Source organism: Temperatibacter marinus (assembly GCF_031598375.1).
In the GTDB taxonomy this organism is placed as follows: domain Bacteria; phylum Pseudomonadota; class Alphaproteobacteria; order Sphingomonadales; family Kordiimonadaceae; genus Temperatibacter; species Temperatibacter marinus.
This window is the reverse complement of the sequence record NZ_CP123872.1, coordinates 2,911,070-2,936,676: the sequence shown is the minus strand read 5'-3', so window position 1 is coordinate 2,936,676 and position 25,607 is coordinate 2,911,070. Positions and strand designations below refer to the sequence as shown.

At 42.5% G+C, this 25,607-nt stretch carries 24 protein-coding genes and 1 tRNA gene; 14 read left to right on the top strand and 11 right to left on the bottom strand.

Going from position 1 to position 25,607, the window contains the following annotated elements; genetic code table 11:
* Nucleotides 1–6 precede the first annotated feature (6 nt).
* Both radC and QGN29_RS13305 read left to right on the top strand, forming a co-directional pair.
* Nucleotides 7–705 (top strand): RadC family protein, encoded by a 699-nt coding sequence (gene radC / locus QGN29_RS13310; protein WP_310798360.1) that lies wholly within the window; start codon nucleotides 7–9, stop codon nucleotides 703–705.
* On the top strand, nucleotides 705–1,178 hold the full coding sequence (locus QGN29_RS13305) for a CYTH domain-containing protein (RefSeq protein ID WP_310798359.1): 474 nt from the start codon (nucleotides 705–707) through the stop codon (nucleotides 1,176–1,178). Before radC ends, QGN29_RS13305 begins: the two co-directional genes overlap by 1 nt.
* On the opposite strand, the gene QGN29_RS13300 is transcribed toward QGN29_RS13305, so the two are convergent.
* Nucleotides 1,179–2,372, bottom strand: coding sequence for a dipeptidase (locus QGN29_RS13300; protein ID WP_310798358.1), 1,194 nt, complete (start codon nucleotides 2,370–2,372; stop codon nucleotides 1,179–1,181). It abuts the gene before it with no gap.
* Nucleotides 2,373–2,402: 30 nt separating this feature from the next.
* Nucleotides 2,403–3,722 carry an amidohydrolase family protein gene (locus tag QGN29_RS13295; protein ID WP_310798357.1) on the bottom strand — a complete coding sequence of 440 codons (1,320 nt, stop codon included), beginning with the start codon at nucleotides 3,720–3,722 and terminating at the stop codon, nucleotides 2,403–2,405.
* Between the two features lie 264 nt (nucleotides 3,723–3,986).
* On the opposite strand from QGN29_RS13295, the gene purB reads away from it, so the two are divergent.
* From purB to trhA, 3 genes are all read left to right on the top strand, one after another.
* The gene (gene purB / locus QGN29_RS13290) at nucleotides 3,987–5,288 is read left to right on the top strand and encodes an adenylosuccinate lyase (protein ID WP_310798356.1); all 1,302 of its coding nucleotides are present in this window, start codon (nucleotides 3,987–3,989) and stop codon (nucleotides 5,286–5,288) included.
* A gap of 81 nt (nucleotides 5,289–5,369) precedes the next feature.
* Complete coding sequence (locus QGN29_RS13285) at nucleotides 5,370–6,284, top strand: sialate O-acetylesterase (RefSeq protein WP_310798355.1); 915 nt, start codon at nucleotides 5,370–5,372, stop codon at nucleotides 6,282–6,284.
* Between the two features lie 11 nt (nucleotides 6,285–6,295).
* Nucleotides 6,296–6,964, top strand: a complete 669-nt coding sequence (trhA, locus tag QGN29_RS13280) for a PAQR family membrane homeostasis protein TrhA (RefSeq protein WP_310798354.1) — start codon at nucleotides 6,296–6,298, stop codon at nucleotides 6,962–6,964.
* An 11-nt stretch (nucleotides 6,965–6,975) separates the two neighbouring features.
* On the opposite strand, the gene QGN29_RS13275 is transcribed toward trhA, so the two are convergent.
* From QGN29_RS13275 to QGN29_RS13265, 3 genes are all read right to left on the bottom strand, one after another.
* Nucleotides 6,976–8,418, bottom strand: coding sequence for a cryptochrome/photolyase family protein (locus QGN29_RS13275; protein ID WP_310798353.1), 1,443 nt, complete (start codon nucleotides 8,416–8,418; stop codon nucleotides 6,976–6,978).
* Nucleotides 8,419–8,488: 70 nt separating this feature from the next.
* Entirely contained in the window at nucleotides 8,489–9,217 is a 729-nt protein-coding gene (gene arsH, locus QGN29_RS13270; RefSeq protein WP_310798352.1) for an arsenical resistance protein ArsH, read from the bottom strand.
* 132 nt (nucleotides 9,218–9,349) lie between these two features.
* Nucleotides 9,350–11,134 (bottom strand): methyl-accepting chemotaxis protein, encoded by a 1,785-nt coding sequence (locus QGN29_RS13265; protein WP_310798351.1) that lies wholly within the window; start codon nucleotides 11,132–11,134, stop codon nucleotides 9,350–9,352.
* A 507-nt stretch (nucleotides 11,135–11,641) separates the two neighbouring features.
* On the opposite strand from QGN29_RS13265, the gene QGN29_RS13260 reads away from it, so the two are divergent.
* The gene (locus QGN29_RS13260; protein WP_310798350.1) at nucleotides 11,642–12,373 is read left to right on the top strand and encodes a hypothetical protein; all 732 of its coding nucleotides are present in this window, start codon (nucleotides 11,642–11,644) and stop codon (nucleotides 12,371–12,373) included.
* Nucleotides 12,374–12,511: 138 nt separating this feature from the next.
* Entirely contained in the window at nucleotides 12,512–12,754 is a 243-nt protein-coding gene (locus QGN29_RS13255; protein ID WP_310798349.1) for a HigA family addiction module antitoxin, read from the top strand.
* 31 nt (nucleotides 12,755–12,785) lie between these two features.
* Here QGN29_RS13255 and QGN29_RS13250 read toward each other — a convergent pair whose 3' ends face one another.
* The 3 genes from QGN29_RS13250 to QGN29_RS13240 all read right to left on the bottom strand — a co-directional run bounded on the left by QGN29_RS13250 (nucleotide 12,786) and on the right by QGN29_RS13240 (nucleotide 14,317).
* Complete coding sequence (locus QGN29_RS13250; protein WP_310798348.1) at nucleotides 12,786–13,214, bottom strand: tetratricopeptide repeat protein; 429 nt, start codon at nucleotides 13,212–13,214, stop codon at nucleotides 12,786–12,788.
* 180 nt (nucleotides 13,215–13,394) lie between these two features.
* Nucleotides 13,395–13,481 (bottom strand) — tRNA-Leu (locus tag QGN29_RS13245).
* 89 nt (nucleotides 13,482–13,570) lie between these two features.
* Nucleotides 13,571–14,317, bottom strand: coding sequence for a competence/damage-inducible protein A (locus QGN29_RS13240; RefSeq protein ID WP_310798347.1), 747 nt, complete (start codon nucleotides 14,315–14,317; stop codon nucleotides 13,571–13,573).
* Nucleotides 14,318–14,477: 160 nt separating this feature from the next.
* On the opposite strand from QGN29_RS13240, the gene QGN29_RS13235 reads away from it, so the two are divergent.
* From QGN29_RS13235 to QGN29_RS13225, 3 genes are all read left to right on the top strand, one after another.
* A complete protein-coding gene (locus QGN29_RS13235; RefSeq protein WP_310798346.1) occupies nucleotides 14,478–15,761 on the top strand; it encodes a cytochrome-c peroxidase in 1,284 nt (427 codons plus the stop codon).
* Between the two features lie 12 nt (nucleotides 15,762–15,773).
* Entirely contained in the window at nucleotides 15,774–17,303 is a 1,530-nt protein-coding gene (locus QGN29_RS13230; RefSeq protein ID WP_310798345.1) for a parallel beta-helix domain-containing protein, read from the top strand.
* Between the two features lie 126 nt (nucleotides 17,304–17,429).
* A complete protein-coding gene (locus QGN29_RS13225; protein WP_310798344.1) occupies nucleotides 17,430–18,449 on the top strand; it encodes a hypothetical protein in 1,020 nt (339 codons plus the stop codon).
* Here QGN29_RS13225 and QGN29_RS13220 read toward each other — a convergent pair.
* Together QGN29_RS13220 and QGN29_RS13215 are read right to left on the bottom strand one after the other, a co-directional pair.
* The gene (locus tag QGN29_RS13220; RefSeq protein WP_310798343.1) at nucleotides 18,441–18,791 is read right to left on the bottom strand and encodes a 5-carboxymethyl-2-hydroxymuconate Delta-isomerase; all 351 of its coding nucleotides are present in this window, start codon (nucleotides 18,789–18,791) and stop codon (nucleotides 18,441–18,443) included. The two genes, QGN29_RS13225 and QGN29_RS13220, sit on opposite strands and share 9 nt — an antisense overlap.
* A gap of 18 nt (nucleotides 18,792–18,809) precedes the next feature.
* A complete protein-coding gene (locus tag QGN29_RS13215; protein WP_310798342.1) occupies nucleotides 18,810–21,602 on the bottom strand; it encodes a coiled-coil domain-containing protein in 2,793 nt (930 codons plus the stop codon).
* 228 nt (nucleotides 21,603–21,830) lie between these two features.
* Between QGN29_RS13215 and QGN29_RS13210 the strand changes: the two genes are divergently transcribed.
* From QGN29_RS13210 to QGN29_RS13195, 4 genes are all read left to right on the top strand, one after another.
* On the top strand, nucleotides 21,831–22,379 hold the full coding sequence (locus tag QGN29_RS13210; RefSeq protein WP_310798341.1) for a response regulator: 549 nt from the start codon (nucleotides 21,831–21,833) through the stop codon (nucleotides 22,377–22,379).
* Complete coding sequence (locus QGN29_RS13205; protein WP_310798340.1) at nucleotides 22,372–22,881, top strand: hypothetical protein; 510 nt, start codon at nucleotides 22,372–22,374, stop codon at nucleotides 22,879–22,881. The genes QGN29_RS13210 and QGN29_RS13205 overlap by 8 nt, the downstream gene beginning before the upstream one ends.
* 241 nt (nucleotides 22,882–23,122) lie before the next feature.
* Entirely contained in the window at nucleotides 23,123–23,605 is a 483-nt protein-coding gene (locus QGN29_RS13200; protein ID WP_310798339.1) for an energy transducer TonB, read from the top strand.
* A 103-nt stretch (nucleotides 23,606–23,708) separates the two neighbouring features.
* Nucleotides 23,709–24,419, top strand: a complete 711-nt coding sequence (locus tag QGN29_RS13195; protein ID WP_310798338.1) for a sulfotransferase domain-containing protein — start codon at nucleotides 23,709–23,711, stop codon at nucleotides 24,417–24,419.
* A gap of 3 nt (nucleotides 24,420–24,422) precedes the next feature.
* On the opposite strand, the gene QGN29_RS13190 is transcribed toward QGN29_RS13195, so the two are convergent.
* A complete protein-coding gene (locus QGN29_RS13190; RefSeq protein WP_310798337.1) occupies nucleotides 24,423–25,595 on the bottom strand; it encodes a vWA domain-containing protein in 1,173 nt (390 codons plus the stop codon).
* Nucleotides 25,596–25,607: the final 12 nt, after the last annotated feature.

The window sequence follows — 25,607 nt, the reverse complement described above, 5'->3', positions numbered from 1 at the left end:
GGATATATGATAGATCAAAGCGATGGGAGCAAGAAGCTTGACCATTCAGGACATAGAGCCCGTTTGAAAGATCGATTTATCAAAGGGGGTGCGAAGGCACTGGCCGATTATGAACTGCTTGAACTTCTCTTATTTTCTGCGATCCCTCGCCGCGATGTTAAACCTTTAGCCAAAGAATTACTGACATATTACGGCGATTTTTCTGCAGTATTGTCCGCAACCCCCGAAGATCTGTCAAAACATCCTGGTATCGGCGAAAGCGCCGTACTTTCTTTAAAACTTGTTAAGGAAGCCGCTGTAAGGTTGGCTCAGGTGAAAGTGCTAGAGAAGCCTATTCTTTCTAATTGGAAAGCGCTGCAAGATTATTTACGTGTGGCGATGGCGAATGAGACCAGAGAACAATTTAGAATTTTATTTTTAAATCGTAAAAATATTTTGATCGCTGATGAAATACACGGCAAAGGGACAGTGGATCATACACCAGTCTATACCCGTGAAGTGGTTAAGCGAGCCCTAGACTTAGCGGCTTCTGCTCTTATCTTAGTGCACAATCATCCAAGTGGCGATCCTAAGGCCAGTAAAGGTGATATTGCAATGACAAGAGAGATAAGAGAAGCTTGCTCAAAATTGGATATTGCCGTTCATGACCATCTGATTGTTGGCAAACATGGGATGACAAGTTTTAAATCAATGGGGTTATTGTAATGAGTAAAACAAGACATAAAGAAATAGAGCGTAAATTCTTGGTGCGCGGCGAGCCGTGGCAAGGGATGGGGGGTACGCTCATCCGACAGGCTTATTTGATGAGATCCGAAGAAAAAATTCTTAGGATCCGTCAAAAAGGGAATGATTTTTATTTAACCCTTAAAATCGGCGCTGGGATGACTCGGTTTGAGTTCGAACAGAAGATTGATGATATTCAGGGCGAAGCTCTCTTAAATTTACACGCCTTAGAGACACCAATTCAGAAGATGAGATATGCAATTAAGCACGGCGCTCATATCTGGGATGTTGATGTCTTTTACGCAGAAAATTCAGGCCTTGTTATGGCTGAAATAGAACTTGAAAGTGAAGAAGAGGCCTTTGAATTGCCAGAGTGGGCAGCTGTTGAAGTAACAGGGGATGACCGTTTTCAAAACAGTTATTTAGCACAGAAAGCCTTCAAAAATTGGCAATAATTATGGTAAGCTTCTCATTAAAAAATTGAGACTATTCATGCCCATCACCTTCATGATATCGGTGTTGGATAAGCCAGCACTCATCAGGGTTTGGGTTATAATATTCATCTCGTTAGAGGCAAGGGCAGCTTTCGCACCGTCCCAGTCAGACCCAAGGGCCACATGATCAATGCCGACCAAGTCGATTCCGTAAAGAATAGATTTTGCAATGCCGATTGGGTTTGCTTCACAAATTGCGCCTTCCCAGTATCCAACAGCGATAATTCCGCCGCGACCGGCAATTTCCTGCATCAAATCATCGGCAATATTTCTTGGACTTTCACAGGCGCCTTTAAAGCCGGTGTGCGAGATAACCAACCGTGCATTGCGATACTCTAATACATCGCGCACCATAGCTTCTGAAGCATGGGCCAAATCAATGATGATGCCTTTCTCGATCATTTTTTGAACGGCCTTGTGACCAAAAGGTGTCAAGCCACCCTTTTGCATCCCATGCAGGGAGCCGCCAAGTTCATTATCAAAAAAATGAACCAATCCCATCATTCTAAAGCCAGCGTCATACATTATATCGATATTTTTAAGCTTTCCTTCAAGGGGATGAGCCCCTTCAGAGCCGAGAAGAGCCGCAATCGTACTGCGACCGCTTGTCCGGGCTTCTATGACCCGAGCAAGACCGAGGCGATCTTTTACGAAGACCAATTGTCCATCGCTATTATTGGTAAATTGTTCAAGTTTTTTTGCTTGATACAATGCTCGCTCAAGAAGACTTGTCCATGTTTTTGGGGGCCAAAGCTGTGCCATAAAGAGCGGAGTGTTCAGGTCAAAAGCATCAGTATCATTATGATTGTAATTCATCCCAGAGGGCGATTTTGTTACTGTGGTGAACATCTGGATAGCGATATTCCCCTCCATGAGGCGAGGAACGTCCACATGGCCATAGCTTTGACGTGTCAGGAGACTTCTATCCCACATTAAAGCGTCACTATGCCAGTCCATAACAATGAGGTTATTATGAAGGCTCTGTGCTTTGGCCGTTATATAGTATGGCTCATGCATTTCCACACTATTCATGTCTTTATCAACAATATAGGAACCAAAGGTAATCATTAAGATCACCCCAAAAAATAGGATAGAGACAACAGTTGCAATAACTGTTTTGCCTACTTTCTTTAATGAGAGTGAACTGAAATCCATACTGTCTCCTGCCTAAGATGAATATGATACTTATCGATGTCGAGCTTCAATTTCCATAAGTTTTTGATCAATATAATCTTTTGTATAAAGTTTGCCACGAACGATCACCGCATTTTGCTTGCTCAGATTTGTGATATTCACTAGGGGATTGGCTGAGAGCAAAAGTAAATCAGCACGATGTCCCACTTCAATTTTACCGAATTTATCTCCAGAATAAGCGAGATGTGCACCAGGCGCGGGTCCCGCAGCCTTAAGAATTTGAGCTCTGGTCAAGCCAATGTCTTGCATCTTCTTAAGTTCTCGCCAAATTGAAAAGCCTGGTACTGAGAAAATCTGTGGAGCGTCACTGCCGAGGGTTATAACAACACCTTCATCCGCCATTTTTTTCAACATCATATCTCGCCAAGCTGCAATCGCAGGATTGGCTTGTGCCTTTAATCGCTGTGCTGTTCCAGCCCATTGAGAAATTTGACTCTTTGGCATATATTTATTTTCCTCACGCGCAATAAGTGCTTTTACATCAGCACCTGAACGCAGGAGGTTAAAAAGCAGTTGTGTTGGGACAATCGCTGTACCTGAGGTCTTTGTCTTTTCAATGCTCTCCATGAGTGCATCACTGTCGTTTAAACTTTGTGTCTGTGCATGGTATTGCCAGTATCCATCCATATGATCAATACTTGCTTGTTGAGCTTGAAGAACACGTTGCAGTCCAACGCCAGAAGGGACATGACCGCCAAGTTTAATGTCTACTTTTTTTCCTTCATCTGCAATTGCATCATATTCTTCTGCTGTCAGTCCAGGATGGATTTTGAGCAAATCCCATCCTTCCTCTTTATAACGACGGACAAGCTGCCTGCCTTGTTCAGGAGAAGTTACAGAAGTGCCATTGAGACTTGGTGCCGCAAGATAGAGGTTTGGGCCCTCTAATTCCCTTGCAATGATCTGGTCTCGGTGATGAAATTGAACTGGGTCGCCGAGCATGCCTCTTACTGTTGTTACGCCTGCCGCTACATAAAGAAACAAGGTCTCCTCAGTCCGCTTTTTATCCCAGTTGGAATAGGGCAGGTGGCCATGCATTTCAGTCAACCCTGCTGTAAGGAATTGGTTCGAGCCATCTATTGATGCATCACAGGCGTTTGCTTTAGGTATAGGATCGCTTGAGAGAGCTGTAATGACGCCCTGTTTGTTGTCATAGCTTAGATAGGCATTTTTCAGCGGGACTTTGTCAGCATAAATGATCGTGACATTTTCTATAATCGTTTGCCCATCCCTGCAGGTTTGATCGATTGCTGTAGGTGGTGCAGCTGTTATACTTAACAGACAGAGGCTTATTATGATTGTTTTAAACATCTTATTGCTCCCTTCACTTGATTAACTCATGATCCCTAGCTGTTGTCAATATAGACTGAGATATGATTTTGACCAGGTCGGGCTCAATGAAAGGATAGTCGCGAGACACCCCAGTTAAGACTCTCTCGTCAAGACACTCGTCTAGACACTCGTCAAGACTCTCGTCAAGACTCTCGTCAAGACTCTGGGCTGGACTTTTCGCAGCATTTGGGCTAACAGGGCCGCAGAATATCTAACAACCCTTGTTAAGTGGAGTAATCCCTCATGATCCCTCGTTATTCACGGAAAAAAATGACTGACATTTGGGAAGCGGAAAATCGCTTTCGAATCTGGTTTGAAATTGAAGCTCATGCATGTGATGCCAATGCGAAATTAGGACGCATCCCAGAAGATGCGGCAAAAGCAGTTTGGGAGCGCGGGAAGTTTGAAGTTGAACGCATTGATGAGATCGAGCGAGAAGTAAAGCATGATGTGATCGCTTTCTTGACAAATTTAGCAGAGCACGTTGGTGATGAAGCGCGCTTTGTTCACCAAGGTATGACATCTTCTGATGTCTTGGATACTTGCCTTTCTGTGCAACTTATGCAGGCCGCTGATATTATCATCGAAGACCTTGAAGCTTTGCTTGTCGTGTTAAAGCGTCGTGCTGAAGAACATAAATATACAATTTGTATTGGTCGATCGCATGGTATTCACGCGGAGCCCGTGACATTTGGCCTCAAAATGGCACAGGCCTATGCGGAATTTGATCGCTGTTTAAGCCGGATGAAAGATGCTCGCAAAGAAGTTGCTACCTGTGCCATTTCAGGCGCTGTAGGTACTTTTGCAAATATCGATCCCTTTGTTGAAGAGCATGTGGCTAAAGAGATGGGTCTTGAGATCGAGCCAGTTTCTACACAAGTTATTCCCCGTGATAGACATGCCATGTATTTCTCGGTGCTCGGCGTTGTTGCGTCGTGTATTGAGCGATTGGCAGTGGAAGTAAGACATTTGCAACGAACAGAAGTTCTTGAAGCTCAAGAGTATTTTTCAAAAGGGCAAAAAGGGTCAAGCGCGATGCCGCATAAAAAGAACCCAATTCTAACTGAAAATCTCACAGGACAAGCGCGTTATATCAGAGCAATGTGTATTCCAGCTATGGAGAATGTAGCTCTCTGGCATGAACGTGATATTTCTCATTCGTCTGTTGAAAGATATATTGGTCCAGATGCGACTGTGGCTCTTGATTTTTCTTTAGCTCGCTTAACAAATGTAATGGATCAACTTCTTGTGTATCCTGATAACATGTTGGATAACATGAATAAAATGGGTGGCCTGCCAAACTCTCAGCGCGTTCTTCTTGAATTGACGCAAGCCGGTGTATCGCGAGAAGATGCTTATCGTCTGGTGCAGTCAAATGCGATGAAAGTATGGGATAGTCGTGGTGACCTTCAGCTCTTGGATTTGTTAAAAGACGACCCTATCGTCACTGATAAAGTCTCTCCAGAGCAGTTGGATGAGCTCTTTAACATGGATTATCATACGAAACATGTGGATACAATCTTCAGACGTGTCTTTGGGTCCTAGCATCTCCTTTTAATCCTATAGAAAAAAAAGCAGGCTCATGGTAGCCTGTTTTTTTTATCTTTGAGGGATCTGGAGGAAGAAATGCGACTAGTGTTTATATTGATAGCGAGTGCCCTGATGGGACTGAGCGTAAAGGCGGATGACTTTAAAGGCACAGAATTTCTTTTGATCTATCTTGGTGGGCAATCAAATATGGACGGATTTGGTTATAATAGGGACCTATCTGAAGATTTGCTCGCTCCCATGAAGGATGTTTATATTTTTGATGGTAATCGCATTTTCTCAGATCGACCAGCTGAATTAGGAGGGCTTGGTATGTGGGCCCCACTGCAACCAGGACACGGCGTTGGTTTTGGAACTGATGGGAAACGAAATTTCTTGTCTAATCGTTTCGGTGCAGAATTGGTTTTCGCGAAAAAATTTGCTGAGTTAACGGGAAAAAAACTGGCTCTTGTTAAATATTCTGCAGGCGGAACAGCCTTGCACGAAGGCGCTGGCTATGGCAATTGGTGGCCTTTCTCAAAAAAACCAAATCAATATAATTATGCCATGAAAACCTTTCAGACAGCACTGCAAGCGACAGACATTGATGGGGATGGTCATATAGACCGCCTAGTTCCTACGGGCATTTTATGGATGCAAGGCGAGTCTGATGCCAATGTTACAGTGGGCATCGCCAAACAGTATCGATCAAATTTAACCCGGTTGATGACTCTCTTTAGAGCGGCTTTTCATAAGACAGACTTACCCGTTGTGATCGGGAAAATTACAGATAGTAAAATGGGTGAGAACGGAGCGCCGCTTCAACCTCATATTAAATATGTTCATCGAGGACAAAAAGCCTTCGTGAAAAATGATCGCTGTGCAGCTTATATGACCGAAACAGAGGGTTTCGAGTTTAGTGATGATAAATGGCACTATAAAACAGAAGGTTACTTGAAGATGGGGCAATATTTTGCAGAGCATCTTCATAAGTTGATGCAAACGTGTAAATAGGGAGAAAGTTGATGACAGCACAGGCGCAGATGGCTGCAAAGGCTTATACTGCAGGAGAAGAGATTTGGCATGCGGTTATTCACGGTATCGCTTTTATTCTCTCAATTTTTGCGTTGATATTTATGGCTGCGAAAGCGGCTGAAAGCGCGAACAGCTTGGCGATTCTTGCCTCGACAGCTTTTTGTGCAGGACTGATGCTGACATTTGCAACCAGTACCTTATATCACTGTGCCTATCAAAGCCCGTTTCAGCCGTTTTTAAAGTTGCTTGATCACAGTGCTATTTATTTTGCAATTGCAACAGGGTATATCCCATTTGCGCTGCTACTTCTGCCTTTAGATATTGGGTTGCCTGTTGTCATAGCAACTCTCAGTGTTGCAGTGTTCGGAACTGTCTTTAAAATTGTTAAATTCATGGTTAAGAAACAGAATAGCCTTAAGTGGGTATCTTTAGGATTATATCTTCTCATGGGTTGGGGCGCTGTAATATTGTCAAAACCACTCTATAAAGCCCTCTCGCCTGAAGGTTTCATGTGGCTTTTGGCCGGTGGTCTTTGTTATACGGTCGGTGCAGGTTTCTATGCAGCAAAATCAATGAAATATAGCCATGCCATCTGGCACTTTTTTGTTGTAGCCGGGGCTGTTTGTCACTTCATTTCAGTTTATTGGTACGTATTGTAATCAGGACGTATTTATAGCTTTCCAGTCAATAATTTATACTGTGCTAAGGCGGCTTCACGACTGGTTTTTAAGTTGACGATTGGCTTAGGATAAGTTTTACCAAGTTCGATACCAGCAGCGGATAATATTTCTTCTGGTGCTTCCCATGGCTCATAAAGATATTTGAGCGGCAAGCGACAAAGCTCTGGCACGTATTTTTTAAGGAATGTGCCATCAGGGTCAAATTTCTTTGATTGCAGGACTGGGTTGAAAACTCTGAAATAGGGCGCGGCGTCTGCGCCGCAGCCTGCGACCCATTGCCAACTTGCCCCATTGCTAGCACTATCAGCATCTAAGAGACAATCCCAAAACCAACGCTCACCCCTGCGCCAATCAATTAAAAGGTTTTTGACAAGAAATGAAGCGGAAATCATTCTGAGGCGGTTATGCATTAGTCCCGTTTGCCAAAGTTGCCTCTGGGCTGCATCTACGATTGGAATGCCTGTTTTACCGTGGCACCATGCCGCATAATGGGTCTCCTCATAATCCCAGCTAAACTCATCATATTTCTTATTGAAGTTTTGTTTCTGCATGTCGGCAAAATGGTAATTTAGATAATAACTAAATTCTCGCCATCCAAGTTCATTTTTGAAATGATTGATGTCGGAAGATTTGGAAACCCATTCATTATCGTTTTCTCTAGAAGCCAGCTCAGTTAATTCCCATAGTTGATGAGGACTAATTTCACCAAAGTGGAGATTAGGTGAAAGATAGCTACTGTTTGTCTTGTACGGGAAATTGCGATCTATTTTATAGTTCTTAATGTCGCTCTTTAGAAACTCTTTGGATCTCTCCAAAGCGGCCTCTTCTCCAATGGGCCAATGATTGTTCAGCTTCTCGAACCAGGGATAGCCTTTTATAAGGTCAAGCTTTTGAAGGGAAATGCTGGTTCTGTCTTTTTGCGCGGGAATATGTTTTGGAGCAGGATGAGGCGAGCGCGGTTGGAAATTTGCTAAACATCCATTCTTGTAAAAAGGGGTAAATACCCGATAGGGTGTGCCATCTTTTTTTAATACTTCCCATGGCTCCCATAAAAGACTGGCATTATGACTATGAACGAACACTTGAGCCTCTATAAGGGTTGCTTTGATGTGTCGATCTCTCTTGATCCGCCAGGGTTCGTAGCACCTGTTCCAATGAATATCTGTGATTCCATTCTGGGCAATAATCTCTGGTATAATTTTTTCAGCGGCCCCTTTGTATAAGTTAAGATTTCCACCAAGTTTTCTCTCTAAGACAGCCAAGCTTTGGTGTAGCCGCCAACGGCTTGCGGCACCCATTTTATTTGATCCAGCATTTTCATCGTCTAAGATATAAACGATATAAACTTGATCAGACTTAACAGCTTCAAGAAGAGCAGGGTTGTCAGAGAGCCTTAAGTCTTGCCGGAGCCAAACCAGTGAAATTTTGTCCATAACACATCCTCATGAAATTTCTCTTTTTACGGAGGTACGAGGTCACTGGATTTTCTCAAGGCTGTATAAATTACATCCGTTTTCCAACCCGTTTGGTTTGTTGTTCGGCTGTCTCAACGCGCTCTGAATAGCGGTCTACAAGATAGGCGCTTCTATCTTTTGTGAGCAGTGTGAATTTCATCAATTCTTCAAGTACATCAACAATACGATTATAGTAGCTGGAGGGCTTCATGCGGCCATTATCATCAAATTCTAACCAAGCTTTTGCCACAGATGATTGATTGGGAATTGTGATCATTCGCATCCATCGGCCAAGAATACGCAGTTGATTGACAACGTTAAATGATTGCGATCCGCCGCAGACTTGCATAACAGCAAGCGTCTTGCCTTGTGAAGGACGTACGCTTCCAAGTGCTAGGGGGATCCAGTCAATTTGAGCCTTCATTATTCCCGTCATACTGCCGTGACGTTCTGGAGAACACCAAACTTGACCATCAGACCAGAGCATCATGTCTCTAAGTTCTTGGACTTTTGGATGATTATCGTCAGCATCGTCAGGGAGGGGAAGACCAGAAGGGTTGAATATTTTAACGTCAGCACCCATCCTGTGTAACAGACGTGCGCTTTCTTCAACGACCAAACGGCTATAACTGACCTTTCTTAGCGATCCATAGAGTAAGAGAATTTTTGGTTTCTCCTCAAGTGGGGTAACGCCAAGATCTTCGGCTGTCGGAATTCTAAATTCAGCCTCATCAAGACAGGGAAACGTCATATCATTTAAGCACTCTGGGAGAGACATATTTCTTCCTAATAAAATCATTCTATTTGTATTCTGTTAGCAGACCGTAGAGAGAGATACAAATGAAAATACCGCCCAATAGTGAGCGGTATCCGATTGATTTCATGATCAGTGATGATCAGAATTTAAACCCTATGGTCTTATCGCCTGGACAAAGTTATCCGCAGCACTTTCAAGCTTATCAACAACAGTCAGAAGGTCATTTGAGGCTTCTGAAAGTATGGAAGAGACTTTTCCATTTTCTTCTGCATTGGAGGATAGCTGCTGGCTGTCACTTGAAAGGCCGTCTGCATCTGAATTTGTTTGAACGACAGTTTGGTTGATCTCTTGCGTTGCAGCTCCTTGTTCTTCAACTGTTGCTGCTATGACGGATGAGACTTCTTCAACCTTCTGAATGGTTGTTGAAATGCGTTCAATTGAATTCACTGTGAATTCTGTAGATTGCTGGATGCTCTTAATCTGCTCAGATATTTCATCCGTTGCATTCGCGGTTTGGTTTGCTAGATTTTTCACTTCACTGGCTACGACAGCAAAGCCTTTACCTGCATCACCTGCTCGCGCAGCCTCGATAGTGGCATTAAGAGCAAGAAGGTTGGTTTGCTCAGCAATGTCTGTAATGATTTTGATTACATCCCCAATTTTTTGGGCACGCTCATTCAATTCAATGACAGACTGAGTGCTCTGTGTCACTTCAGATACAGCCTGCTGGGATACTCTGCTCGCTTCAGATACTTGGCGTGTGATTTCTTGAACGGATGAAGACATTTCTTCAGTTGCGGCGGCAACAGAATGCATATTTGAGGAAATACGAGAACTTGAATCTTTGGCATTGTTGGTCAACGAGAGAGTCTGGCTTGAACGGCTTTGAAGTTCAGTTGAAGTAGAAAGAACATTGCCAGACTGTTCCTTAAGTGTGACCAAGAGTTTTGAGACAGTTTGATCAAAATCATCAGCAACTTTTGTCATCAAAATTTCATGCTCGCGGCGATTTTCTTCTTCCCGCACTTTATCGGCTTCAAGTTGCTCTTTTTGGCGTGTAATGTCGGCTTGACGATTTTCTTCTTCTGATTGTCGTTGGGCCTCTTCAAGACGTTTCTGCTCTTCGCGCATGGTCTCTGTTTCAATCAATTTATCTCTAAAGACCTGTAAGGCTGTAACGATTTCACCAAGTTCATCATTGCGCTCTAACTTTGAGACATCGATATCTGTATTGCCTTCAGAAAGCTTACGGGTTGAGTCTGCAATATCCTTGATGCTGCGAGCAATACGCGTCCCTAAAAGGTAAGTGAAAGGCGCGGAAATTACTACCGCGATAATGCCCATTAAGGTGAGAAAGGTTTCTGATGCCGCAGCGACTTCCTCTGCATTTCTATATTCTTGTTCCGCCAAGCTCGATTGCTTATTGGCCAGATTGTTAAAGACAGAGAGGATTTTATCAGCATTTTCTACGAAAGGAGAAACTTGCTCAGCAGCAGCACTAAAATCAATTTCAATGAAATCCGCAACAACGGAGATAGCCTCTTGATAAGTTTTTATCTCTTCTATTTCCTTTCGAACGATCTTTGATTCAGCACTGAGTTCTGCTTCTGAATATTCTTTGGCAAGACGTTCTAACTTTGTGACAAGGCTATCTATGCTGTCAGAGACTTTCAACAACTCCGAAGTGGGGTCATCGTATTTTTCCGCAGCAGCAAAGGTCAAAGTCTGAAAGACTTGGCCATTGATCGACTGAAAGTCAGAGGAAATTTCTTTAATAAAAGAGGCCCGTTTAGATTCAACTTCTACTACACGGTATAGGGCCTCTTGCTGTTGCGTTGATGTGGAAATGCTCTGCCAAAAGATGACAAGCATAAAGAGAAAGACAACAATCGGACTTATGGCGAGTTTTATAAGAAATGATAAGTCATTAATTTTCATGAATAGGGGTCCCTGAATTTGAATCGTGCTTGGAAAAGCTTATTAATGCACAAGGTTAATACTAGGTTAAAATAATGAACTTTAAGATGAAAATTATCAGATATACCCGCATTTCGATCAGATCAATGCAAATCGCAAATATCTTCCATTGAACTATGGTGCAGGTAAGGACATGCCTTTTTTGGGTGAAAATTTGACATGTTTCAGGGTTTTAGAGCGTATCTAAAAGATGAACAAATCTATAGGCGTCGGTCACGCCATTAAAACTTTACCAGGATGGCCCTTACCACTCTCCTTCATTGGAGGCGCTGGAATATCGTGGTTACGGCCTAGATTTCGAGAGGCATACTGTGTCAGGGATCTAAACTCTTAGAAGCATTCTCATGGGGCACGGTAAAAGAGCCATACGCTTCATAAGACATCAGCCCTTTTTATTGTGGTGTGAATTCTGGACATTTTTAGGAATTCTACATACACTCATTCCTTGTCATAAAGAGAAGGAATATCATGATACTGCGTCGGTTTATGAAACATGTAAAAGACCAAAACTGGGTGGCTGTTGGTCTAGATGTCCTTGTTGTTATAACAGGCATTTTTCTAGGAATGCAGGTAACTGAGATGAATGACGAGAGAAAAAATAGAGACCTAGAGCGTGATTATTTAGAGCGGCTCGTTATTGACCTTGAGGAAAATATTGAAACTCTCAAAGGGTCTGTTGACTTTCACGAGAAAATTAAGGCTTCAATTAATGAAACAGCGAGCTTCCTCATGCTTGAAGAATGGGACGAGGAGGCACATGAAAAGATCCGTAAACAAATGATGGCATGGGGAGCCTTTCCAGTCCTTCCATTGCAAACTGGCGCTTGGGACGAGCTGGTTTCTACTGGGCGTCTGTCACTTATTCAAGATAGTATCACTCGAGATAGTCTTCAAAAAACGGCCAGTGAACTTTTGATGGTCCGCACACAGTTTGATCAGATGGCAACGGTGGGCGGCACTTGGGCACAGGAGTTTGAACGGTTCACAAGCCTTTGGCGCTCAAAAAATGGCGAAATGTTTATCAGGCCTGATTTCAAAGAGGTTTTTGGAGATGAAGTCTTTGTAACAAACTTGCTTGTATCAGCCTCGCGTCAAGGACGAGCCATAGGCTTGAGAGAGGCACAAATTACAACAAACAAAAAAACACTCTCTTTGTTGAAGTGTCAACTTAAGCAGAGTGAATGTTCTATGGAAAGATAAGTCAGAATTCACATGGAATAGAAGGTGTAAATAAAACGGAAAACGGGAATTCCTTAACTTGATTTCAGATACTCTTGAACGAAACTCTTATTAAGGGTATACGACTCCTCCACTGTTGTGAGTAAGTAGGAGTGTGTCATGACTGTTAAGGCCCATCCAGGTGCAGTTTTAAAAGAGAAGTTTATTGCAAGCGTTGGCATTTCGGTGCGCTCGCTATCCAATAGGCTGAATGTTGAACACGAGACGCTTCAGGACTTTATTGCGGGTAAAAAATCTCTCAATAAAGCTCTTGCCTTAAAGCTTGCTAAATGTTTTGAAACGACCCCAGAATATTGGGTGAAACTTCAGATAGAGCACGACCGATCTAAGCGAAAAATATAAAAGAATCAGCTTTTCGTCGACGTGCTATTTTCTAATTCTTTCTTTGATAATCCCTTAGCCACTTATGGGCCATTTTTTGAGCCTCCTCAATATTTTTTGGAGTCATTTTTTCTTCTAAATCTGTAAGAGTCTGTGGGTTAAATTTCCAACCAAAGTACCTTGAAAGATTGTAGAATACATGCGCTTTTTTATAGTCCTGAAGGACGCCGTAACCCTTTCTATGCATATTTCCTAAATTGTATAAAGCCTCAGGTTCTCCCTGATTAGCAGCCCTCAAATACCATTTAATCGCAGTTCTATAGTCTCCTCGACGATTGCCGTAAATCTTTCCTAATTTAAATTGAGCTGCTGCATCTCCTCGGTTTGCCTGGGTGATTAGTTTTTTATGCCTATCGCTCGCTTGAATTGATATTGAAGAATTCAAAAAAAATGTGATTAAAATAAATTTGATAATATTCATGATATACCTCTTTATCCTAGATAGAAGGGTAATCAATCGTTTGTGAAATTGTCACTAAATGGTTGCCTATAAGGCTATGCTGACTAGCATACTGCATTGGTATGTTGTTTATTACAGCATAGGAAGAGCATGATCATTAATCCGCTGATGCTGATAGGGAAGGTGGTGTGCGTTGAAGGGTGGTGCGCCCGGCCGGACTCGAACCGGCACGTTCATACGAACGAGAGATTTTAAGTCTCTTGCGTCTACCAATTTCGCCACGGGCGCATATCCATGATCTGGTAAACAAGATTGAACTGTCGGCAATCTAGCCAAACAAATTTGGAAGTCAACAATGATTTGCTTTCTAAACGAAATTAATTCTGCTCAAGCACTGGAATTGAGTGTTCTGTCACATAGTTCATCAGGGTAATAAAGCATTTCTCTAAATCAGAGTCTATTGTTGAGCGCATGACGACCTGAACAGCAAAACGCCCTTCGCCGTAAAAAGGATAACTGCCAATAGAGACGGACTCGAACCTGTTATTGAGGTCTGTTAGACACTCAAATAAAGAGCTTTCGCCAATTTTTAGGGTCAAATCCTTTGTCATAATTTTCCTGCCGCCCTTCAAACGGTGTCTGACATCTTCAAGCATGGACTGCATGATTTTTGGCACACCAGCAAGGGTGAAAACATTATCCATCTGAAAGCCTGGGGCGAGAGAAACGGGGTTTTTTATAAGCAAGCCACCGTGTGGAATGCGTGTCATTCGCTTTCTGGCATCGGTGAAGGCGTCTTCCCCATAGTGTTCTGAAAGAATGGCATAGGCGGCTTCATTTTGATCCAAAGACACTTGAAAGGCTTTGGCGATGGCCTCAGCCGTAATATCGTCGTGAGTAGGGCCGATTCCGCCTGTGGTGAATAAATAGTCATATTTAGCTCTTAGGCGATTTACAGCAGGAATAATCTCATCAAACTCATCCGGCACAATGCGGACTTCTGCGAGGCTGATACCAATTTCCTCTAGAAAAGTAGCAATATAGGCGATATTCTTATCTTGCGTACGGCCGGAGAGAATTTCATCCCCTATGACACAAAGAGCTGCGGTCACTTTTTTAGACATAGTTTTTCCTATTCTTTAGCCAGACTATAGAGCGCTTTCTTGGGGAGGAAAGAATAAAAAGCAGATAATGCTTGCAAAATGTGAAACATTTTCATATTTTAGGTGCATTAAAGCTGGCCTCTCGTGTTTTTAGGCTGAATAATTCATGGTTGGATCATCAATGAATCGTGTGTTGAGTGTAGTAATTTTTGTGGTGGTGTCCATTGGGGCAGCCATTCTTCTTATGCCTGAACAAAAACAGAGTATTTCTTATACTGTAGCCTCTCCTGAAGAGGGACCACTCTCCCTAAATAGATATTGCCCGCCTGGATTTTCTCAAGATGATGAGGGAAATTGTTTTTTTGAAAGCATGTATGCAAATTATACATCAATTCAAGGCAGTGGCCTTGGGGGGCTTAAAGATGGCCTGCCTGAAATTCGAGATGGATTTAATGCGAAGGTCATCGATCTAGGCCGATTTTTATTCTTTGATCCGATCCTGTCGAAGGATGGGGTTATGTCCTGTGCTACATGTCATGATCCTAAAAAAGGCTTCTCTGATGGCATTGATCGGAGTTTTGGTGTGCACGGCGAGAAAGTTGCTCGGTCGTCACCGAGCCTATGGAATGTTGGCTTTCTCGACCGACTCTTTTGGGATGCACGGTCAAATTCACTTGAAGAGCAGGCTGAAGGGCCTTTGTTTGCAGCGGATGAGATGGGAAATTCACCGGAGGTCTTGCTGAAAGATATGAATGCCAATTCAACGTACAGCCGTTTATTTATTGAGGCTTTTGAAGGCCGTGACGGTGACATGATTGAATTGGACCAAATAGTTCACGCTCTGACAGCCTTTCAATCGACATTGGTATCTTTCAACAGTCGTTATGATCAATATGCCCTCGGCTATCATGAAGCCCTGAACAAAAATGAAATTGAAGGGTTGAATTTGTTTCGCTCATTTGTTGCACGCTGCAGTGAATGTCATACTCCACCCCTCTTTACCAATAAGCAAACGGCAGTGATTGGGACTCCAATCACTCAAGGTCTGCCCTATGATGTTGGTGCAGAAGAAACCTATAAAGAACCGACCATGCGCGGTGCCTTCAAAGTACCAACCTTGCGGAATATTGCTAAGTCAGCCCCTTATATGCATGCGGGGCAATTCTCAAAATTGAGAGATGCTGTAGAATTTTATAATAAAGGCCGCGGCCATGCAGTGCCCAAGGACCAAACAGTGCGAGTGCACTGGCATATTTGGGAACCGAATTTAAAACAAAATGAAATTGATCGTCTGGTAGACTTTTTAGGAACCTTAACAGATGAAAGTTTTATGCCAAAAACCCCAGTGCAAGTTCCCTCTGGTCTTGCTATGGTTAGCTCGGATGAATTCCAGAGCAAAATGATGAATAAACAAACAGGGAAACCACAAATTGCTCAGTCTGTTGTTACAACAGGTAAGCGGTAGGAGATAAATAAAATGAATGGAAGCGCTTTAGTGAAATTATTGGGTGTTGTTGTCCTTGTGGCAGCCTCATTCTTTGCAGGTATGTATCTTTATACACCTGAACAGACTGTCAGCACTAACCCAATCTTTAGAGGCGGTGAAGGCGCGGGATCCTTAGCGGGTTCTCAAGCCAGACAAGGGGAAATTCATGAAGTTCGTGAAGGACAGCTCATTCAAGACGCTGTGATTGCTGCGAAAGCTGGAGACACCATTCTTGTTTATCCTGGCACATACAGTGAGACTGTCTATGTTGATAAAGAGAATATCACACTCTCAGGTGTGGTCGAGAAAGGCAAATGGCCAGAACTTGACGGTAAGGGCGAGTTGAATGATGCGATCCTTTATTCAGGCAATGGATTCCTTGTGGAGAATTTTAAAATTCGTCGCTTTAAAGGGAATGGCATTATGGGGCAGTCCGGTAATAACTTTGTAATCCGGAATAATATTATCCACGATGCAGGCGTTTACGGTATTTTCCCTCAGCTTGGGGTGAATGGTCTTGTGGTAAACAATGTGATCTCAAAAATTGCTGACGCAGCGATTTATGTTGGGATGTCTGATAACATTGATGTCATTGGTAATCAGGTTTTTGACAGTGTAGCAGGGATTGAGATTGAAAATAGTCGTCACTCTCTTGTTGAAGGGAATTATACTTATAATAATACAGGCGGTATTCTTGCTTTCATCACACCGGGATTGCCCATTAAAACAACCTATGATGTGATTATCCGGAAAAACTTTGTCCTAAACAATAACCATCCGAATTTTGCAGCGCCTGGATCAACAGTTTCGCGGATTCCTCCGGGCACAGGCATTCTTGTGATGGCAGCTGATGATGTTGTCATTGAAGATAATATTATCTCGGGGAATGATAATGCAGGGATTGTTGTTACTGATCTTGCAATGGCAAAAGCAGCGCATGATCCTGGATCAGAGCCTAATCCAGATAATCTTGTGATTTTAAACAATATTATGACGGACAATGGGAGCAACCCTGTCGGTGAGATGAAAACAATGAATGCAACAGGTATTGATATTGTTGATACAGGTGCTGGTTCTAACAAGTGTATTTTGAATGCCTCTCGATATAACACATTGTTATTGCCACCGTCTCGTTACGGTCAGTGTGATGAAGCAAAATTTGCGACCCATGACATTAATACAAAAACCTTGGACAAACCTGCACCAGCAACAGTTTACGAAGGCGCAACTAAGGAAAACTGGGAGCAGCGTGTTGGTAAGAGAGGCTATTTCGCAATTTGTACAGGATGTCATGCTTATCAGGGTGTCTTAATTGGGCCTTCTGTGAAAGACATTCAAGATAAATACGCACCTCTTGGTGCCGAGGGTATCGAGCTTGTTTCAGACTATATTGCAGAGCCTTTTAAGATCCGAGAAGAGTTCCATGAGATGCCACCACAGCGTCATCTTGATGAAGATACACGTCTTGCTATTGCTAAATATATTCTAAAAGTGAGCAATGACCCAAATAAGAAAAAATAAATCTGTTTGGTTAGATTTTTTATGGAAAGGCCCTAAAGACTTCTTTGGGGCCTTTTTGGTACGGTGCTTGCTTATGAAGGGGAAAGCCTGTTTACTATCAATATTGGCGATGAGGATAGACATAAAATGACGGATCAATTTCCTTTAAAATTTTTCCATTTTGGTATGGGAAAATGCGCGAGTACATACTTGCATGGCTTATGGGCGCTAGACCCGAATTATACGCTGTTAGATGCCAATGGCCTCAGAGATAATTGCAGGAAACTTGCTCTAGCTGACGGGAATATTGACATTCCCATTGCTCAAAGTCCTGGCTTATCTGAATCGGAAGTAAGTTCTATTGCGACCAGTGAAGGCTTTCTTTTCTCTTTTTTAAATGATCTTGAAAATCAAGATAAACTGCTTCGTTTATATGAAGTTGTCCCTGCAGTGATCGGCCGATCAGGCATGACGGACAAAGCCTTAATCATGGTCAGAAACCCTCTTGAATGGATTAATTCGGTCTATTCACAATCTCTCAAACAGGGGGGGCACTATACGTATGCAGAGTTTTTTGACAAACAGAAAGTCTTCCTGAAGCAGTCCTTGAATTTGAAATATATGATGGAGCAATATGAAGCGCACTTTCCTCATGTGGTTATTTTATCTTCAGATATGCTACATCAGGCACCAGATGAGTTCTGGTCTCTTTATGAAGAGCGACTAGAGTGTCCTCGTATTTCATCCGATGTAATTGAGACAATGAAATCCTACGATTTTGCAGCCAATAAATCTTTATCAGCAGAACAAATTGTTGCCCTGTATAAACAAAATTTACAGACGGCCTCTATTGAAGCGCGCATTGATGAATTTACAGAAGACGAATTAAATTTACCTCATAAATTAGAAGATGTGAAAGCAACGATTGCAGCATATAAATTTTATACAAGGCGAATGGTTGAATTATCACAGGGTAAAGACCTAGAGAAACTCATAGAAACGATTAGTATTCCAGAAGAGGAACGATTGCACGATCGTTTTATTGATGAAGAAATGCAGGCATATTTAGCGGAATATTATATCGAAGTTCTCCGAGAAAAAGAATATATTCCCGAAAGCTATATCAAAGTGTATGAGCATTCTATACAAACAGCGGCGCTACGGTAAGGTAAGTGCAGTTTTACTATAGATGTCTTTTTCTAAATCTTTGATATCACAAGAAATTACAATAGAGATGTCGAGGGATTTCTTTAGATTTTCTACGACAGTTTGAGCCAGAGCTTTTTTTTGCTCTAGTGTTCGGCCGGAAATGATGAGGCCCGTAATATGAAGAAAATGCTGATGCCCAGAACCCAATCGAGAGTAAGGGGAGGGGGATGTTCGAATTTTAATGTCTTTTCTGCCAAATAACTCAGTTTCAACAGCCGAGTCAAAGACACTATCCATAAGAGTGTTCATAGGGACATGATCAGATAATTGAGCATCATGCTCTAGGATGAAATGCGGCATAGGCTATCTTTCTTTTCGCTATGATATTTTCTTCATACTTTGCGCGAGTAATATATAAAGCTTGCCCATATCACTAGAGATGAGCGTTACAGATAGAGTATTTCCTTTATCCCCGTGCATTGCTCTTTCCATCAAGCCTTCAAAATCTCGCATAAAGCGAGAGACAGACTCTCTAAACTCTGTATCGGATTTAAACCGATCACTAATGAGCTTTCTAGTTTTTCGAGTGCCCATTTTTAGAGTGGAGCGGGAGAAAATACTGCGATCCCCCTTTAAGTAGGATTGCCACAGTGTATCGGGGACTTCTGTGGCCAAAAGCTTATGAATATCAATTGACAGTGATTGCAAGCTTTCCAGCAACATTTGACTTGTGCGCGCAAAGTCATTTTTGGTTTTATCAGCAATACGTTTTTCAATTTCTGCTGTCTTATTGATAAATTCCTCTGCTCTTTTCGCGACTTTATCTGCCTCATTTCCAATGCGAGCTGAGAGTAGGGCGCTCTCTTTCTCAGCTGACTCTGCAGCTGTCTGATAATCCAAGAGCAGCCTAGAGATAGTCATTTGCATGTCTTCCTGCATAATGGTGATTTTCTCAGCTGCATTCTGGCCCATTTGATCAACTTCTTCTTTCAAGTGGGTGCCTGCAGTTTCAACCGCTTTGTTCAAATTCTCTTGTGCTGTATTGGTTTCATCCATGAGCGCCTGTGTCGCATTTTCCAGTTGAGCAACAGATTCTGAAGTGGAGGTTGTTAGTGATTCAACTTTGTCTGCGATACGATCTGATGTGAATTCGAGATCGCCAATGACTTTTTCACTGTCATCCACCAACTTACTCCTCTCCTGAGAGAGTTTTTCTGAAGCTGTTGAAAGGCGTTCATTGGTTTCTGCCAAGTCAGACTGAAGCGTTTTGTTGGCTGCTGACATGTTAGATATTTTATCAGTCAGATTTGAATTATATGCATCGGTTGCTGAAGAGAATCTCTCTGCTTCTGCTTTCAGTTCGCTTGAATTGGATTTGAGGGCATCTTCAGCGCTCCTTGCAGCTTGGTCAATATTCTCTGACTGATCACGGAAGAGTTCGGCGGCTTCAATAACCTTATGAGAGGCTTCTTCTGCCTGAGTTACCATTGCTGTTCGCTGAATTTCAAGTTCTGTTTCAACTGTTTTGATTTTAGATGCACTTGCTGAGATGGCTTCGTCAATTGCTTCTGCACGACTTTGCATGGCTTCATTTGATGTTTCAATTCGCTCGACCAGGTTATCAGCCTTATTCTCAAGGGCTGTTGCGGTATCCAGAAGCTTATCAGATTTATCTGAAAGGCTTATTCCTGCTTGCTCAGCCTTTTCTTCTAGGCGGGCGATTTCATCCTCTAAACTGGCTTGAAACTGACGCATATGTGCCAGCGAGCGTTCAGCTGTTTCAAGGGTCGTTTGTTCTGCATCTGCGGCGTGTGTAGAAATCCCTTGAGCAGTTTCATCAAGGGCCATACGGGCTCTTTCTAGGCTGGCAACCAAGAGCTGATTAATTTCTTCAGCATGCTCTTTTACAGCACTTGCAGTTTTTCGTGTCTGATCCATGGCACGTTCATTGAGTTCTCCTGATGTAGATAAGGCTTCCTGGCAATGGTTTTCAAGAGCATTGCCAGCCTCTTCAAGGAGTGTTTTCGCTTGTCCCACAGTATCGATCACCGTCTCTGACATGGACTGAGCTCGTTCAGAGAACATGTTGCTCACTGTATCAGTTTTCTCAAGTGCTTCTTCTGCCGCTGTTCGTACCTCATTCACATGAGAGCGCAGGTTGGTTTCAATTTTACTGGATTCAATCGCAGCGAGTTCTGCAAGTTCTGTTAAAACTTTACCTTGAGTTTGCATATGATCGCTGAGCTCTGCAGAACGTTCTTCAAGGCCTGAAACTTCACTTCTTAGTTTTTCCATCCCGCCATTTAAATGATCTTGAATTGTTTGCAGTCTCAATTCCATATCCAACGAGAGGTTTTCGACTTTATTGGCCCTTTCAGAGAGGTTCGTCCCTGCAGTTTGTAAACGCGTTTCCATCTCGGAAACTTTATGATGTAAAAAACCAGCCTGTTCACTGCTATGCGTGGCTGCGGCTTCTACCGTTTCAATAGTTTTATCTTTAGCTTGATCAAGGTGATTGATGATGGTGCCTAATTGAATTTCTAGGGCAGAAAAACGAGATTCAAGATCAGTAGCCAGCGCACCAACCTCATCTCTTTCCCGCTCTATTGTATCACGGATTGAGGTTGTTCTGGCCTCTACATCAGCCGTGACAGAAAATAGATTGTTAATCTGCTCTTGAAAGCGCCCTTCTAGATTATCTATTCGATCCGAGGCTAAATCCGCTACAGCATCAATATGGGTAAGTTCTTTTCGAATGGCTTTGTTAAGATGTTCAAATCTTGCCTCTGCTTGTTCGACAGGAGAAATTACTTTGTGCATGTTCTGGCTAAGGGCCAGTCGACGTTCAAGCATAGGATCAGAGCGCTGAAAAGCAAGCATCATAAGCCAGATGAGTGCGATAGGGGTAAAGATACCAGCAAAGATCGCTCCAAGATCTGCAATTGAAAGGCTGAGAAGGACGATAGAGCTTCCATAGATGAAATAAGTAACCGCAGCTATCCAGACAATGGACAGTGAAACGGCGACGGCAAGAGGAACTAGGCGACGGGAGCGAATTTTAGGCGTGCTGTTAGGCTCTGCAAGGGCAGTCTCTACAGGAATGCTTTCCTCTTTCTCAGAGAGCTTCTTACTCGTCTTTGATGGTTTAAGTTTTTTTTCAGCCTTGCTCATCCGGAGCTCCCTCTCGTTCCCTTACCATGGTTTCTGATTTTGACAGACGAACTGGTTAAGGCAGCCAGTATTTCATTTTTACTATCCTTGGGCAAACTATATTTAAGGGTTTTCTATGGCATTTTGAGAATGTCGCAGCGTTATTTCTATAACAATTAGATTGTTTTAAAAGAGTATTGGCGGTATAGCTTTATATAGTTTTCAAGCGAATTGAATAAGGGATGTTTTATGAGCAGCTATGATTTTGACAGGCTTACCGTTCTCTTGGCGGAAGATAGTCAATTCATTCGGTCTCTTTTGGTTAATTCTTTAAGAGTTTTAGGTGTCGGCCGAGTCATCCCTGTGGATCACGGCGGGGATGCAATCGAATTTCTTAAGCAAGTTAAAGAAGATCCCATGAAGGCCGGCTGCCAAGGTGTCGATATTATTCTTTCTAATTGGGATATGCATCCTATTGATGGGATGATGTTTTTACGCTGGGTAAGGCGTCACAAAGACAGCCCTGACAGGTTTGTACCGTTTGGGATGATTACAGGATATACTGAGCCTGATCGTGTAAGAGAAGCCCGTGAAATGGGTGTGACAGAGGTTCTTGCAAAGCCTTTTAGTGTTATGCAAATCGGTGAAAAGCTAATCAATATGATTGAGAAACCGCGTCAATTCGTGCACACACCAGATTATTTTGGGCCTGATCGGCGGCGGCGGAAATTAGAAGTCAAAACCGAGAGAAGAATACTGACCGACAAGAGTGATGGTGTGGAGATTATCCGTGGCTAAAGAAGGTGTTATTGTAAGATTTTATCGTTTTCAAAACCGCTTGCGTGAAAAAACCGCTGGCTTAGGTGTCAAAGATGCATCCATCGACCCCAAAGCGCTTGAGGCTGCTGAAAAAGAATTAAGGAAATTGTCTGAAGACTACCCTGATTGGGTTTCTGGGCACATTAATCGTCTCTACGAGCAACATGTTCGCTGCGTGGATACTCCTGAAAGTCGAACAGACTATTTCAACGAAATCAATACTATTTCCCATGACATGAAAGGTCAGGGTGGAACATTTGGATACCCTTTAATCACCAATTTTGCCGATAGTTTATACGGTTTCACCACTGGTAAGGGTGATTGGAATGATGATCAGGTAGAATTGGTTAAATCCCATGTAGATGCCATGCGTGCCGTAATCAAAGGTCGTGTAAGTGGGAATGGTGGAGAAATTGGCAAACAATTAACTGATAGCCTTAATAAAGCCATTGAAAAATATAAATCAGATAACGAAACCTAACAGACTATCTCAGTCTTCCTACTTTCACTCTCAATGAAGCGGTTCAACTTTGGACCGCTTTTTTATTTCCTTCGTTTAAAAAAGATATAGTCATTTGGTTGGGGGTTTATCTGTTAATCTGAAAACCCTTACTTTTTATCTCAATCTAGTAGCTTCTAAGAATTATTCTGGCAGGGTATGAGGACAGGACAAAAAAATAAAAAAACGTCCTATCAATCATCTTAACTGCGAGGATAATACGATGAATAAAATGACAAAATTACTAAGCGCTTCAACGATCGCTCTTGGATTAGCAACGACGGCAGTCTCGGCCGGAGAAGAAACTGTTTCTGTCAGTGATTGGCAAGCAAAAGCTTCTGCAGAGCTCGATAGAAAAATGGTCTATTCTACTTTTGCTCAAAAGTATAATGACGAAGGAACAGTTAGCTACAGAGTAACAATTGATAGCGAAGGTGAAATTCAGAAAACTAAGCTTCTCCGCAATACTGGGCGCGGTTTTATTCGTCAATCTGCCTTAAAGTCGATTAAAAAGACAGACTTTCCAGCACTGCCATCCAGTTATGGTTCCAATGAAATGACTTTCCGCGTGGATTTGAATTATATGATTAATCCTACCCAGCGCGAATTAAAAGAATTAGGCCTTAAGATTAGAAATGGGCGCGTAACATCTGAGCGACTTGCTTCGTCTACTATTAGAATTACGCCCACCAAAACTGGCCGCTAAGAACGCCCTTTAAAAATGAAGACCAGTGCCCTGCAATTTTGTTGCAGGGCTTTTGGCATTAATATTGTATAGTCTATTCTTAAAAATAAGAATGAGATGATTGATGTTTATTATTTACACAAGCCCGAAAAATGGAACCCATTTGCTCAAGCAAGCCATTGCAGCCCTAGTCGCCCCAAATTTAAACATGTATACGGATGAAATATATTCGCTTATTCCCATGTACAATAAGAAGACACCTATTGATGAAGAGCAGGTGATTTTCTCAACCCATCCGTCTCATTATGATTATGACTATATGGAAAAATATAACGGGCAGCGCCTGATGCTTAACATGTATAGAAATCCGCTGGATGTCACTATTTCACGCTATTTCTTTTATGTTAAATATAGAGATATGGACACGCCCTTCGGTGAATATTTTGACGAAAACTTCCTCTCGACGGCAGATGCGATTGTAGCGCATGCACACTATGTGGAGCAACATTCTGGACTAAATTTCCAATATGAATCCTGCCTTGAAAACAAGGCGAAGTTTTTAGAAATTCTTGCGGAACTCTTTAGTCTGGACCGGGAGGAAATCAATTTTGAAGCTGTAGCTGAGGCAATATCTATCGATAAAGCCAAGCAATCAGAGGAAGAAAATGGTCTATTCAAAGTGAGCGAAGATCAAATGGGCCCATTTTATAGGGATGGAACAATCAATCAGTATAAAAAATACTTCGACACGGAAATGGTTCATGAAATTGGAAACCTCATTCCTGGCCCCTTAAGAATGGCTTTGATGAAATTAGGCTATTCCTTTGAGGGATAATGTCTAGCGCCTTAATTCTTTAACGGCACTATCTATGCCAGAAACAGTCAGGGGAAACATCCGATCTTCCATCAATTCTTTCATCATTTGGATGGATTGGCCGTAAGTCCAATGCTGTTCTGGGATCGGATTGAGCCAGATGGCACGGGAATAAATATTTAAGACCCTTTTAAGCCATACTTCCCCCGCTTCTTCGTTCCAATGTTCCACCGAACCGCCCGGATAGACTATTTCATAAGGACTCATTGATGCATCCCCAACAAAAATAACTTTATAGTCATGAGGATAGGTATGCAGTATGTCCATCGTATTCAATCGCTCACTATTACGACGCACATTGTCCTTCCAAACATTTTCATAAAGGCAGTTATGAAAGTAGAAAAATTCTAGATGTTTAAACTCAGATCTAGCAGCAGAAAATAATTCCTCACAGAGCTTAATGTGAGGGTCCATAGAACCGCCGATATCAAAGAAAATCAATACCTTAACGGCATTATGGCGTTCTGGAACCATTTTAATGTCTAAATAGCCTTTATGGGCAGTAGATTTGATTGTGTCGTCTAAGTCGAGTTCTGACGCTTCACCCTCGCGGGCAAATTGACGAAGTTTTCTTAGAGCGACTTTGATATTGCGAGTGCCCAGTTCAATTGTATCATCAAGATTTTTAAACTCTCGCTTGTCCCAAACCTTAATGGCTTTACCGTGCCGGCCTTTTTCTTGACCAATGCGCACGCCTTCGGGATTATAGCCATGAGCCCCAAAGGGGCTGGTCCCTGCAGTGCCGATCCATTTATTACCACCCTGATGGCGTTCTTTTTGTTCGTCGAGGCGCTCTTGTAATTTTTTCATTAATTCTTCAAAGCCACCCTGACTTTCGATCGCCGCCATTTCTTCTTCAGACAGATAGAGCTCTGCCATCTTTCTCAGCCATTCTTCAGGAATTTCAGTGGCATCGTCTGCGATAAATTCTATGCCATCAAAAACTTTGCCAAAAACCTTATCAAATCTGTCTAATTTTGTTTCATCTTTCACAAAAACAGAGCGAGCAAGATAATAAAAATCATCAATCTGATAGGAGGCACACCCCGCCTTCAGGGCTTCCATCAAGAGCAAATACTCTTTGATCGTGACAGAGATACCATTATCTCTTAATTCGTAAAAGAAATTGATGAACATGGAGGAACCTTA

Excerpts from the sequence above, each read along its gene's own strand:
- radC (WP_310798360.1), top strand. The coding sequence starts at position 7 with ATGATAGATCAAAGCGATGGGAGCAAGAAGCTTGACCATTCAGGACAT.
- QGN29_RS13305 (WP_310798359.1), top strand. The coding sequence starts at position 705 with ATGAGTAAAACAAGACATAAAGAAATAGAGCGTAAATTCTTGGTGCGC.
- QGN29_RS13300 (WP_310798358.1), bottom strand. The coding sequence starts at position 2,372 with ATGGATTTCAGTTCACTCTCATTAAAGAAAGTAGGCAAAACAGTTATT.
- QGN29_RS13295 (WP_310798357.1), bottom strand. The coding sequence starts at position 3,722 with ATGTTTAAAACAATCATAATAAGCCTCTGTCTGTTAAGTATAACAGCT.
- purB (WP_310798356.1), top strand. The coding sequence starts at position 3,987 with ATGATCCCTCGTTATTCACGGAAAAAAATGACTGACATTTGGGAAGCG.
- QGN29_RS13285 (WP_310798355.1), top strand. The coding sequence starts at position 5,370 with ATGCGACTAGTGTTTATATTGATAGCGAGTGCCCTGATGGGACTGAGC.
- trhA (WP_310798354.1), top strand. The coding sequence starts at position 6,296 with ATGACAGCACAGGCGCAGATGGCTGCAAAGGCTTATACTGCAGGAGAA.
- QGN29_RS13275 (WP_310798353.1), bottom strand. The coding sequence starts at position 8,418 with ATGGACAAAATTTCACTGGTTTGGCTCCGGCAAGACTTAAGGCTCTCT.
- arsH (WP_310798352.1), bottom strand. The coding sequence starts at position 9,217 with ATGTCTCTCCCAGAGTGCTTAAATGATATGACGTTTCCCTGTCTTGAT.
- QGN29_RS13265 (WP_310798351.1), bottom strand. The coding sequence starts at position 11,134 with ATGAAAATTAATGACTTATCATTTCTTATAAAACTCGCCATAAGTCCG.
- QGN29_RS13260 (WP_310798350.1), top strand. The coding sequence starts at position 11,642 with ATGATACTGCGTCGGTTTATGAAACATGTAAAAGACCAAAACTGGGTG.
- QGN29_RS13255 (WP_310798349.1), top strand. The coding sequence starts at position 12,512 with ATGACTGTTAAGGCCCATCCAGGTGCAGTTTTAAAAGAGAAGTTTATT.
- QGN29_RS13250 (WP_310798348.1), bottom strand. The coding sequence starts at position 13,214 with ATGAATATTATCAAATTTATTTTAATCACATTTTTTTTGAATTCTTCA.
- QGN29_RS13240 (WP_310798347.1), bottom strand. The coding sequence starts at position 14,317 with ATGTCTAAAAAAGTGACCGCAGCTCTTTGTGTCATAGGGGATGAAATT.
- QGN29_RS13235 (WP_310798346.1), top strand. The coding sequence starts at position 14,478 with ATGAATCGTGTGTTGAGTGTAGTAATTTTTGTGGTGGTGTCCATTGGG.
- QGN29_RS13230 (WP_310798345.1), top strand. The coding sequence starts at position 15,774 with ATGAATGGAAGCGCTTTAGTGAAATTATTGGGTGTTGTTGTCCTTGTG.
- QGN29_RS13225 (WP_310798344.1), top strand. The coding sequence starts at position 17,430 with ATGACGGATCAATTTCCTTTAAAATTTTTCCATTTTGGTATGGGAAAA.
- QGN29_RS13220 (WP_310798343.1), bottom strand. The coding sequence starts at position 18,791 with ATGCCGCATTTCATCCTAGAGCATGATGCTCAATTATCTGATCATGTC.
- QGN29_RS13215 (WP_310798342.1), bottom strand. The coding sequence starts at position 21,602 with ATGAGCAAGGCTGAAAAAAAACTTAAACCATCAAAGACGAGTAAGAAG.
- QGN29_RS13210 (WP_310798341.1), top strand. The coding sequence starts at position 21,831 with ATGAGCAGCTATGATTTTGACAGGCTTACCGTTCTCTTGGCGGAAGAT.
- QGN29_RS13200 (WP_310798339.1), top strand. The coding sequence starts at position 23,123 with ATGAATAAAATGACAAAATTACTAAGCGCTTCAACGATCGCTCTTGGA.
- QGN29_RS13195 (WP_310798338.1), top strand. The coding sequence starts at position 23,709 with ATGTTTATTATTTACACAAGCCCGAAAAATGGAACCCATTTGCTCAAG.
- QGN29_RS13190 (WP_310798337.1), bottom strand. The coding sequence starts at position 25,595 with ATGTTCATCAATTTCTTTTACGAATTAAGAGATAATGGTATCTCTGTC.